The sequence below is a fragment of the Bacteroides sp. An279 genome (genome assembly GCF_002159615.1).
Taxonomy (GTDB): domain Bacteria; phylum Bacteroidota; class Bacteroidia; order Bacteroidales; family Bacteroidaceae; genus Phocaeicola; species Phocaeicola intestinalis.
The window spans coordinates 1-12,996 of the sequence record NZ_NFJA01000099.1; the positions used below are offsets into that span (position 1 = coordinate 1).

6 protein-coding genes are annotated in these 12,996 nt (G+C 47.9%); all 6 read left to right on the forward strand.

Annotated features, from left to right (window positions below; translation table 11 throughout):
• The first annotated feature begins 226 nt into the window (after positions 1–226).
• The 6 genes from B5F78_RS14015 to B5F78_RS14040 all read left to right on the forward strand — a co-directional run bounded on the left by B5F78_RS14015 (position 227) and on the right by B5F78_RS14040 (position 12,770).
• Positions 227–1,126 (forward strand): Rpn family recombination-promoting nuclease/putative transposase, encoded by a 900-nt coding sequence (locus B5F78_RS14015; protein ID WP_087407013.1) that lies wholly within the window; start codon positions 227–229, stop codon positions 1,124–1,126.
• Positions 1,127–1,275: 149 nt separating this feature from the next.
• Positions 1,276–2,661 (forward strand): DUF6055 domain-containing protein, encoded by a 1,386-nt coding sequence (locus B5F78_RS14020; RefSeq protein WP_087407014.1) that lies wholly within the window; start codon positions 1,276–1,278, stop codon positions 2,659–2,661.
• A gap of 157 nt (positions 2,662–2,818) precedes the next feature.
• A complete protein-coding gene (locus B5F78_RS14025; protein ID WP_239473432.1) occupies positions 2,819–5,539 on the forward strand; it encodes a glycoside hydrolase family 97 catalytic domain-containing protein in 2,721 nt (906 codons plus the stop codon).
• A 6-nt stretch (positions 5,540–5,545) separates the two neighbouring features.
• A complete protein-coding gene (locus B5F78_RS14030; RefSeq protein WP_087407016.1) occupies positions 5,546–7,948 on the forward strand; it encodes a family 43 glycosylhydrolase in 2,403 nt (800 codons plus the stop codon).
• A 25-nt stretch (positions 7,949–7,973) separates the two neighbouring features.
• The gene (locus tag B5F78_RS14035; protein ID WP_087407017.1) at positions 7,974–10,382 is read left to right on the forward strand and encodes a glycoside hydrolase family 127 protein; all 2,409 of its coding nucleotides are present in this window, start codon (positions 7,974–7,976) and stop codon (positions 10,380–10,382) included.
• A gap of 138 nt (positions 10,383–10,520) precedes the next feature.
• Complete coding sequence (locus tag B5F78_RS14040; RefSeq protein WP_087407018.1) at positions 10,521–12,770, forward strand: S9 family peptidase; 2,250 nt, start codon at positions 10,521–10,523, stop codon at positions 12,768–12,770.
• Positions 12,771–12,996: the final 226 nt, after the last annotated feature.

A 12,996-nucleotide genomic window follows, 5' to 3' on the forward strand; every position in this document is an offset into this window, starting at 1 on the left:
GCTCCTGTTCTTCGTCAGATAGCCCGCTATCTTCCTCATCACAGAAGCGAAAATGCCTCAAAAACTCATCCCAAATCATCGCACGATAAATTCAAAACAGCTTCTTAATGGACAAGATGCGGACATTAAAGATAAATCTTTGCGCCTCTACGTTTGTTTTTTCCCGATTCATTTCCGACTAACTATAAAAACCGTATCTTTGCATATCACTTAAAACCATACGCTTATGTGCTCGGAAGGAATCGTAGAAAGATACGTCAACTTTTATACCGACTTCGCATTCAAGAAGCTCTTCGGTACGGAAATCAACAAAGAACTGCTCATCAGTTTCCTCAACGCCCTGCTACACGGAAGGGAAAAAATAGAGGACATTACCTACCTGAACGCCGAACACCTTGGCACGCAGGAATACGACCGGCGCGCCGTGTTCGATGTGTATTGCAAGAACGAGAAGGGAGAACATTTCATCGTGGAGATGCAGAAAGGTGAACAGCAGTTCTTCAAGGACAGAAGCATCTATTATTCGACATTCGCCATCCGGGAGCAAGCTCCACGGGGGGATTGGAACTACGAACTGAAGGGTATATACACCATCGGTATCCTGAACTTTTCCATTTATCCAGATAATACGGACTTCTACCACGAAATCAAGCTGGTAGACCTCGCGACCAAAGAAGTGTTCTACGACAAGTTGACATTCATCTACCTGGAAATGCCCAAGTTCACCAAGGAGGAAGACAAATTGGAGACGCTCTTCGACAAGTGGTTGTACGCCATACGGAATCTTGCCACACTCATGAAACGGCCGGAAGCCCTGCAAGAGAAGGTTTTCACACGGCTGTTCGAAGCCGCTGAAATAGCGAAGTTCGACCGAAAGGAACGATACGAATACGAAGAAAGCCTCAAAAACTACAGAGACTGGATCAGCGTAATAGAAACTGCGGAAAACAAAGGGGCAGCAAAAGGGCACGCAAAAGGATTGGAAGAAGGAATTGCCAAAGGCAGAGAACTAGGTGAAAAGGAAAAAGCCATTGCAATAGCCCGCCAACTAAAAGGCATGAACATCGATGTAGAGGTAATCTCCAGAAGCACCGGACTGGACATTAAAGAGATAGAAAGAATTTGAAATACGCCCCTACGGTTGACTGTTTGCGATATTCATAAGATACAAAAAATGCATCCGGTTGGACGATTGTGGCATAACCTTGTACGATTTCACCCTTTTTTGTCCCGTTTTTTTCCTTACTTTGCTGACAGAACAAAAAAAGAAAAAATATGATGAACCTCAGTATGCTGTTAGCAAGCGCGGCTGCCCTGCTTTCGTATGCAGCCCATGACACCCTTCCTGCCAGCCAACCCTATCCGCTTCCGGAAGGAAAAGCAATCTACCAACCTGAAGAATTTGCCGGACAAAACTGGCAAATAGACACCTGCCGGTACAGTTACGCCCGGATGGATTATACCGAAAACACAGCCATCTTTTGGGAAAAAGGCTTCGGCAAAAATTTGGCCAATCCTCCACAATTGAATGGACACGACATGCACGTTGATTTGGAACACCTGAAAACGAAGCTGGAGGAATTTTATACCTTTTTCCGCGATAGCTTAAACTTTGTCAACCCAGGCTCGTACAGCGAACGTTACCGTATGATGGTGATGCTGATGTATTCGCTGGACGGTACGGCATACGGAGGGGCTTACGATAACAAGATAGGAGCCTTTTGGGCTGCGCCAAACCGGCTACAAGACCCGAACCTGAATGCCGTGGCACACGAACTGGGGCATAGCTTCCAGCTTCAGATGCTGGCAGACGGCAGTTCCTGTTGGGGTGAGAAACAGGGAGGTTTTTTCGAAATGACTTCACAATGGATGTTGTGGCAAGTCAATCCCAACTGGATTGCCGAAGAAACCTATCATTGGGATGCTTTTAAACAAGCCTCGCACAAGGCTTTCCTGCACGACGAGAATGTATATCGTTCGCCGTATGTATTGGAATACTGGAGCGAACGCAACGGACTGGACTTCATTGCCGAACTTTACCGAAAAAGCACCGCAGACGAAGACCCTGTACGGACCTACCAACGTCTGAAAGGTTTTAAGGAAGTAGAAAACTACAAGTTTGTGGATGAAATGTTCGACTGCTACTGTCATCTGGTGAATCTCGACTTCAAACGGGCTTTTGCCGAAACCCGTCCATTTGCCAATTCGTTCGAAAACTTTAAGCCTTATATGACCCAAGAGTCCGATGGCTATTGGCAGGTAAAAGCAGAGCGCTGTCCGGAAAATTACGGTTTTAACGCTATCCGGCTTGAAGTGCCCGAACCGGGCACGACGGTGAAAGCCGACTTCAAAGGACTGCAAGGCAAGGAGGCACCGACAGGATATCCGGCTTACAAGAATCCCCTTCATGAGACAGCCTATTACCGCTATGGGCTGGTAGGCGTAACCGAAGAAGGGGAAACTTTGTTTGGTACGTCGGGAAGCACAGATGCGGACAATCAAACCGGCACTGTTTCGTGGACTGTGCCCGAAGGTAAGAAATTGGCTCATTTATGGCTGATAGTAACTGCCGGTCCGCATGATACTCACCGGTTATTACAACAAGTACCGTTGGCACAATGGCCTTATAAAGTAAAACTGACGAATACACGTATCTTATAACCGTAAAAATCGTCTAACAAAATGCAATAATCGTCCAAAAGTTGCGAATAACATCGGCTTTCGGACGATATTCGCATAGTTTAAGACTTCTATGGTACGCTATTCAATTCTTTTTGCTTTGCTTTGCAAACGGAAATAACCCTAAATGCATGAACACATGAAAAAGACATCTTTTTTTCTCGGGATAATTTTCAGCCTTGTCGGAATCGTGTCGCAAGCAAAAGACTATACGTTGCTTTCGCCCGACAAGCACTTGAAGGTTACAGTAACAGACGGAAACAGTCTGTTGACATACTCGGTATATCATAACAATTCTCTCATACTTAAAAGCAGTCAAATAGGTTTGGTGGCCCTTGACGAACAACTTACTGCTGGGAAAGCAGTGAAAGTTACTTCGAAAAAGTCAAGGGAGGTTGTTCAGGATGTAACATCTCCTTTTTATCGCTTCAAGTCATTCCGTGCTGTGTGCAACGAAATGGACTTGAAGCTGAAAGGTGATTTCGGCGTTATCTTCCGGGTATACAATGAAGGCATCGCCTATCGTTTTTACACAACCATGGGTAAAGACAAAGAATTGGTCATTGCCAATGAAACGGCGGAATTCAATTTCCCCGATAACTATACGGCATACCTGCCTTACACGACCAACGAAGAAAAGCCAATGGCAATGGCATATCAGGCAACCTACGATGTAAAACCTCTTTCGGAAACACGCAAGCAACTGGCCTTTCTTCCGGTAACCGTAGATTGCGGAAGTGTAAAGGTGACGTTGCTGGAATCGGACTTGGAAGCCTATCCGGGTATGTTCGTCGAACCTACCGGAACAAATGGACTGAAAGGTGTATTTGCCTCTTATCCTAAAAAGACAGACTATTATCCGTGGCGCAAACAATTATACGTAACCGAAACGGAGAATTTCATTGCGAAAGTAAAAGGCACACGTGAATATCCATGGCGCATCCTTGCTGTTACAGAAAAAGACAGCGAGATGCCGGTCAACAATTTAGTTTATGCCTTAGCATCGCCGAACCGTATCGGAGATTACAGCTGGGTAAAGCCTGGCAAGGTGGCTTGGGAATGGTGGAACGACTGGAACTTAAAAGGAGTAGGCTTCAGTACAGGCATCAACATGGACACCTATAAATATTATATCGACTTTGCTTCCCGTAACGGACTGGAATACATCGTAATGGACGAGGGCTGGTACGATCCCAAGAGCGGAGATATGCTTACTACCATTCCGGCTATTGACTTGCCCGAATTGGTAGCATACGGAAAAAACAAAGGTGTAGGCATCGTGTTGTGGACGGTATTTAACGTACTGGACGAGCAGTTGGAAGCTGCTTGTAAAAAATATGCCGATATGGGCATCAAAGGATTCAAGGTAGATTTCCTCGACCGCGATGACCAGACCGCCGTAGAAATGATTTACCGTATTGCCGAAAAAGCTGCCGAATACAAACTGGTGCTCGATTATCACGGCATTTATAAACCGACCGGACTGAACCGCACTTATCCCAACGTTATCAACTACGAAAGTGTATTCGGCATGGAAGAAGCGAAATGGAGCGAAGTGGAAAAGGATATGCCACTATACGATGTGACCTTCCCTTACATCCGCATGATGGCAGGACACGTAGACTACACGCCGGGAGCCATGCGCAATGCTACGAAACGTGATTTCAAACCGATGTATTACACACCGATGAGTATGGGAACACGTGCTCATCAGCTGGCTGCCTACATTGTCTACGATTCGCCGTTTACCATGCTTTGTGACGCACCCACCAGCTATATGCGTGAACCAGAATGTCTGAAGTTCATCACCTCCTTATCGGTAGAAACCGATTCAACTTTCATATTGGCAGGTGAGATAGGCAAATACATCGTAACCGTACGCAAGAAAGACATCAACTGGTTTGTAGGCGGTATGACCAATTGGGACGAACGGGATCTGACCGTTGACTTCTCCTTCTTGGACGAAGGCGAAACCTATTTCTGTACGCTGATGAAAGACGGCATTAACGCTTCGAAGCAAGCTGAAGACTATGTTTGCGAACAATTTGAAGTGACGCGCGATACCCGGCTCAAGTTGCACTTGGCTTCGGGAGGTGGTTTCGCTCTGAAACTGGAGGTCTGTCCGAAGCACAGTGCTGTAACCGGCATACCTGAAGGCAAACTAATACCAGACTTTTATAAGAAATATATCGAGACAAAAGGACTCTATGTCACCTCTTCGGAACGAGTAAGCGACAAAGCCCTGCTGAAAGCTTGCGATATCATCAGCCTTATGTTGGCAAAACGTCCCGATATCACAGCACACATGGTAGAAAAAGGTTGCCACGTAATGGTAATCGGTAAAGAGGAAGAAACCTGCGACCTTCCCGAATTCGCGCATATCTGCAATTGCGAGGACAGCATCAAATACTGGAACAAGCGTGCCCGTGGCTTTGGAGGCGCGCCTGAAGATACCTACTCGTCCAGTTGCGGTGAAGAAAACCTGCTGGCTCTGCCGCACGACAAATACATCGGCGAAAACATCCTGGTCCATGAGTTTGCACATCTGATCCATACCATCGGTATTGTAGTCGTAGAGCCTGATTTCGATGAACGGCTGGAAGCACTGCGCCAGAACGCCATACAGAAAGGATTATGGAAAGATACATACGCCATCAGTTGCAAAGAAGAATATTTTGCCGAATGTACGCAATCGTTCTTCAACTGCAACCGCTATGCAGAAAAGGCAAACGGCGTACATAATCAGGTAAACAACCGCACCAAGCTGAAAGCATACGACCCGGACATGTACAACCTATTGAAAGAGTATTTTTACGAGATTGATTTACCTTTATACAATAATTGTAAAGCTGAAGACTAAAGAACCATGAAAAAGCTATTGTACACCCTGCTGCTGACCGGCACAGCATTGACCACGCAAGCGCAAGAAGTGAAATGGAACACGCCGGGAGCTGGAAATCCTTTTCTTCCGGGCTATTTTGCCGACCCTACAGTCAAGAAATTTGGAGATACCTATTATATATATGCCACTACCGATGGAAGTGGTGCAGGATTCGGTCCTTCGCAATTATGGTGTAGCAAGGATTTCGAAAACTGGACACTCATGCCCATGAACTGGCCCGACAGTCACTGGATATGGGCACCCGATGTAATGCAGCATACCGACGGCACTTACCGTTTGTTCTATTGCCAGCCTTGCAACCTGTATGAAGGCATAGCGGAGACACCGCGCGGCCCGTGGAAAAATATCTTAGGAGAAAGCGAAGCCGTACTGGTGCCCGACCGCTTTGTAAAAAACGCTATCACATTGGACGGACAAACGTTTGTAGACGATGACGGCTCGGTATACTTATATTGGGGTACATGGGGCATCTACAAAGGATTCGGATGTGGTGCCGGAAAGATGACCCCCGACCTGAAAGGATTCAGCGAAACCCGCCTGATACCGAATACGGAAGTAACCGATTTCTTCGAAGCACCGTTTGTCATGAAGAAAGACGGCATCTATTACTTCATGTATTCGTCCGACTCGTGCCACGACAGCACCTACCACGTACAATACGCCACAGCCACCAGTCCTCTGGGACCTTATACATATAAAGGAACCATCTTGAAGACTTCGGCAGACGGCACGATACACGGACCCGGACATCACAGCATACTGCAAGAAGGGGACGACTACTACATCGTTTACCACCGGCATGACAATCCGCACTCTACCCGTGGATTCCATCGCCAAGTGTGCATCGACAAACTGACTTTTCGTGCTGACGGAACCATCGAACCGATAGAAGGTACCCACAGCGGTATAGGCAAACTGGGTAAAAGCATACTGACCTCGCCCAACCTGGCTTACCGTAAACCTGTACGTGCCTCATCTTATTACGATGACCATTTCCTGCCTGAATATGCCGTAGACGACAACAACGGTACACTTTGGCGTCCGCGCGGCATGGGACAAGAGTGGATTGAAATCGACTTGCAAAAGATAGAAACCGTAAAAACCATCTGGACTCAGTTCGAATACGGCACGTCTTATTACCAATATGTCATTGAAACGTCTGTCGATGGCAAGACATGGACTGTATTTGCCGACAAACGCTCAAACTACCTGGCAGGAAGCCCGATGGTGGACTTCGGTGATACCCAGGCCCGCTACATCCGCCTGACCACTACGGGTACACAAAAGAACGGATTTGCCGGAGCGTTGTGGAACATCAAAGTGTTCGGCGCATACGAAACAGCCTCGCCTCAATTATGGATGGGGCTTTCGGGAGAAGACTGGAACGGGACAGAATGGAAAAACGACGGCGGTATGCTGGGAGGAGCTTTCCGGCTGAAAGCCGGACAAATCAGCCGCCAACGCTTGAAAGGCCAGGAGGCCATCGTATTGGCACCGGGTAGCGTATTAGAATACACATCGCCGGTATTGAAGCCTACCCAAGCACATACAGCGACCGTATGGATATACAAAGACTCCCAATGGACATCAACAGACGCCGACAGCTATCTGACCAACGGTGGTATCCGCATTGAAGCAGGAAATGAACCGCTGACACTAACCAATTTCCGCTATTACAACTGGAAGCAGGAAGAGGCAGAAAAACAATACGATGCCACTACCGGACTGGTGCGCATACAGCCGTCCGACCGTCACAAACAAGGATTACTCGTGTCGCTCTCTGCCGATGATTTTACCGCAGGCGATACCGTAGCCTACATCCCCAACAAAGGCATCGAAGGTGTATTCGAAGCACAAGACGCTCCGGCAATCGTCAAAGAGGTAGAAGGAAAGAAAGCTTTCAGCTTCGAAGGCAAACAAGTGTTCCGCTCCAGCTTCCCGCTTCCGGCTACCTTGGCCGACAATGCGCCTTATACCCTGGAAGCCTGGATATGGAATCCCGAACTGAGCGAAAACGAATGCATAGCCGACTTTACCAGCAGCCACGATGAATTAGAGAAAATCATGTTGGTCAACGGCACCGAACCGCGCTGCGGCATGCTGAACCATTACGGCTGGTATGAAGACGTAGGCTACAAAGATGCAGCCGCTCTGGCAGGCAAATGGCAACACATCTATGTAGAATTCGACGGAAGAACCGAAAAAGTATACATAAACGACCTGCTCATCAGCAGTAAAGACATTCAAATCCTGGTGAAACCCATCCAATTTGTAACATTGGGACTGAACGCTGAAAACGCATGGCCGTTCACCGGATACCTGCATTCGCTGAAACTATGGGATGAATGGATTCCATTCGAAAAATAATTAATCCACATAAAAATACACAACCATGAAAAAACTGATGATTTCCGCTTTGCTCTTTTCTATCGTAACAGGAGGAGCATACGCACAAAAGGGAACGGCGGCACATGGGTATCCTATCGACCCCGTTCCGTTCACTTCTGTAAAAATTACAGATTCATTTTGGGGACAACGGCTGAAAGCAAGCCGTGAAACAACCATTCCGTTGGCATTCAGCAAATGCGAAGAGACGGGACGTTATAAAAATTTTGAGATGGCCGCCCATCCAAGTGATACCATCAAGGTAGGCGGATTGTCTTTCGATGATACCGATGTATATAAAACCATCGAAGGAGCCAGCTACCTGCTGCAAACCTATCCCGACAAGAAACTGGAAAAATACATCGACAGTGTGCTGACCATCGTTGCCGCCGCGCAAGAACCCGACGGCTACCTGTATACCTCACGCACGATGAACCCCAAACACCCGCACGAATGGGCAGGAAGCAAACGCTGGGAGAAAGTAGAGGAGTTGAGCCACGAATTCTATAACTTAGGACACATGATAGAAGGCGCTATCGCCCACTACCAGGCTACCGGAAAACGTAATTTCCTCGACATAGCCATCCGTTATGCCGACTGTGTATGCCGTGAAATAGGCGACGGCCCCAACCAAGTGGTACGTGTACCGGGACATCAGATAGCCGAAATGGCACTTGCCAAGCTATACCTTGTCACCGGTGATGAAAAATACCTGAAACAAGCCAAATTCTTCCTCGACAAACGTGGCTACACATCACGTCGTGACGAATACAGCCAGGCACACAAACCGGTCATCGAACAAGACGAAGCAGTAGGACACGCCGTGCGTGCCACCTATATGTATGCCGGCATGGCAGATGTGGCAGCCCTGACAGGAGATACATCTTATGTACATGCTATCGATCGCATTTGGGACAACATTGTAGGCAAGAAACTCTATATTACCGGCGGTATCGGAGCTACCAGCAATGGAGAAGCTTTCGGAGCCAACTACGAACTGCCTAATATGTCGGCTTACTGCGAAACTTGTGCAGCTATCGGCAATGTGTATGTCAATTACCGTCTCTTCCTGTTGCATGGCGATGCCAAATATTACGATGTACTGGAACGAACGCTTTACAATGGATTGATTTCGGGCGTATCGCTCGATGGTGGAGGATTCTTCTATCCCAATCCCTTGGAGTCTATGGGACAACATCAGCGTCAGCCCTGGTTCGGATGTGCTTGCTGCCCGTCGAATATCTGCCGCTTCATTCCTTCACTTCCGGGATATGTATATGCCGTAAAAGGCCGTGATGTATACGTCAACCTTTTCATGTCGAACAATGCGACACTGAAAGTTAACGGCAAGAAAGTAGAACTGTCACAAACCACTTCGTATCCTTGGAACGGAGATGTCACCATCACCGTAGACCGTAACAGTGCCGGACAATTCGCCATGAAAGTCCGCATACCGGGCTGGGTACAAAATCAAGTCGTGCCGAGCGACCTGTATATGTACACTGACGGACTGCGCCCCAAATACAGCGTGAAAGTAAACGGTGAAGAAATGAATGCTGAACTGCAGCAAGGCTATTTCACCATCGACCGGAAATGGAAGAAAGGCGACCAGGTGGAAGTGCACTTCGACATGGAACCGCGCACCGTCAAAGCCAACAACAAAGTGGAAGCCGACCGTGGACGCATTGCGATAGAAAGAGGCCCGATTGTATATTGCGCCGAATGGCCCGACAACGACTTCGACGTACTGAGCATCCTGATGAACCGCACACCGAAATTTGAAGTGGTGAGCAAACCCGACCTGCTGTACGGCATCAATGAAATCAAAACTCAGGCACAAACCCTGGAATATGACAACAACGGACGCCTCATTGCAAAAGACCATACACTGACCCTGATTCCTTACTACGCATGGGCACATCGTGGTTCGGGCAACATGGCGGTATGGTTGCCTTATGAAGTAAACGCTACCCGTCCGACAGCTATCCCCACATTGGCATCGAAAAGCAAGGTAGATGCATCTCACAAAGGTTCATCGCTTTCTTCTATCTCCGACGGACTGGTGCCAAAAGATGAGAACGACCGTACCATTCCTTATTATCATTGGTGGCCTAAAGAAGGGACAACCGAATGGATTTCATACGAGTTCCCTGAAGAAATGACCGTCTCCAGCTCTACGGTTTATTGGTTCGATGACGCTCCATGGGGCGGATGCCGTGTCCCGAAGTCATGGAAGATTTACTACAAGGACGCAGCAGGTGCATGGACTCCGGTTCAGAACCTGAACGACTACGGCGTAAAGAAAGGCGACCCGAACAATGTTGATTTCGAACCGGTCAAAACCAAAGCCGTCAAATTGGAAGTCGTATTACCAGAGAAAAACGCTTCCGGAATTTATGAATGGGAAGTGAAATAGTATTCAAGTAGTAACGTATTAAAGGAGAGAAAGGAAGTAAAATTTGGATGATATCGCTAAAAAATAAAGCTTATATTCGAACTTCGCTTCCTTTCTCTCCTTAATACGTTACCTGCACAATATAAACCCGACAAACCAATGAAATATTCCATACTCACTACCGCCGCACTCCTGATTAGCGGTGCGGCTTGGGCGCAAGGCACATTAGAAGATTACAACCGCGCTTACGGGCTGCGCGAAAAATACAGTCCGAAATCAGTATATTACAGCAACGTAAACCCGCAGTGGATAGAAGGCACCGATTGTTTTTGGTACATACGAAATACCCCCGAAGGTGAGGAATACGTGAAAGTAGATGCCAGCGAGAAGAAACGCGCTCTTTTATTCGACTCAAACAAGTTATCGGCATCCCTTGCCGCAAGCACAAGCAAAGAAATCGACCCGATGCAGCTTCCCATCCGCGGATGCCGCGTGTCGCAAAGCCTGGACACCTTGCGCTTCGTTTTTGAAGGAAAGCGCTGGTGCTTCGACATTACCCACAACAAGCTGACCGAGGAAGGCAACCTTCCTGCACCGGGACCGCAACGCCACTGGATGGAACGGGATGACGAAAAAGAGGGAGCACCCGTCACTTCGCCCGATGGCAAGTATGTGGCTTTCATCAAAAACGACAACGTATGCGTACGCAATATCAAAACCGGTGAAGAAAAGCAACTGAGCCAGGACGGCACGATGGCAAACTATTACTCATCGTATATCTATTGGTCGCCAGACTCGAAGTATGTAGCCTCCTGCCGCATCCGCCCTACCGAGAAACGGTATGTATACTACGTGGAATCATCACCAGCCGACCAGCTTCAGCCCAAACTGCACAAGCAAGAATACGCCAAACCGGGCGATGAACTGCCCTTCAAGGTGCCTTGCATCTTCGGGGTGGAAGACGGCAAACGGCTGATACCTTCTACCGAACTCTTCAGCCACCAGTATGAACTGTACGGACCTATATGGAACAACGACAGCAAAGGAATTACCTTCGAATACAACGAACGCGGACACAAAGTCTACCGGGTACTCGAAATGTCGGTAACTGATGGCAGCGTACGCCCGCTTATCGAAGAAAAGGAAGAAAAATACGTCAACTATCCGCGCATCTACCGCTACTACCTGAACGACGGCAAACGCATCATCTGGTCGAGTGAACGGGATAACTACAACCACCTGTATCTATACGACCGCGCTACGGCAAGCCCCATCAACCAAATCACCAAAGGCGAGTGGTACGTACGCGAAGTGCAATACGTCGACGAAGCCAACCAGCAGATTTATTTCTCGGCCAACGGGGTGAACAAAGACGAAGACCCGTATCTGATACATTATTACCGCATCGGCTTCGATGGCAAAGGCATGAAAGAACTGACTCCCGAAGAGGGAATGCACAAAGCATGGTATTCTTCGGACTACAAATACTTGGTGGATGTCTATTCCAAGGTAGACCAGGCTCCTGTAGCCGTACTGCGCAATGCGGAAAACGGTAAAATACTGATGGAACTGGAGAAAGCCGATATTTCGAAACTTACCGCCAACGGTTGGAAAGCTCCGGAAGTATTTGCTGCTAAAGGTCGCGATGGTAAGACCGATATGTGGGGCATTGTCTACCGTCCGTCCAACTTCGATGCTTCGAAGAAATACCCTGTTATCGAATACATCTATTCCGGTCCGGGCGATCAATACGTACCCAAGACCTTCTCGCCTTTCAACGGCTACATGTCGGCGATTGCCGAACTGGGCTTCATTGTGGTGCAGGTAGACGGCATGACCACTTCCTTCCGTTCGAAAGAGTTTGAGGAAGTGTGTTACAAGAATCTGAAAGACTCCGGACTGGCAGACCATATTGCCTGGTTGAAAGCCCTTGCTCAGAAGTATCCGTACATCGACCTCGACCGTGTAGGTATCTTCGGATGTTCGGCTGGCGGACAAGAGGCATTGAACGCCGTCTTGCTACATCCCGAGTTCTACAAAGCCGCCTATTCAGCTTGCGGATGCCACGACAACCGTATGGATAAGATCTGGTGGAACGAACTGTGGATGGGTTACCCGATAGACGATTCATACAAAGCCTGTTCGAATGTGGAAAACGCCCATCTGTTGAGCCGTCCGCTGATGTTGGTGGTAGGCGAACTGGATGACAATGTAGACCCTGCCTCTACCATGCAAGTAGTCAATGCACTTATCAAAGCCAACAAGGATTTTGAATTGGTGGTTATTCCCGGTGCGCACCACACCATGGGTGAAGCCTTCGGCGAACATAAACGTTACGATTTCTTTGTCCGCCACCTGATGGGAGTTAATCCGCCGGCATGGAGCGAAGTGAAAACAGGAAATCAATAGCTTCTTATAATATGAATATCCTCACGAAACCAGTAGGTAAAAGGAGTTAGAAGGAGTTATGCCTTCGGCAGGAGTTAAAAGCCAATAGCATAAAAGTATTGGTCTTCTAGCTCCTTTTAAGAAGCTGTTTTGAATTTATCGTGCGATGATTTGGGATGAGTTTTTGAGGCATTTTCGCTTCTGTGATGAGGAAGATAGCGGGCTATCTGACGAAGAACAGAAGCGG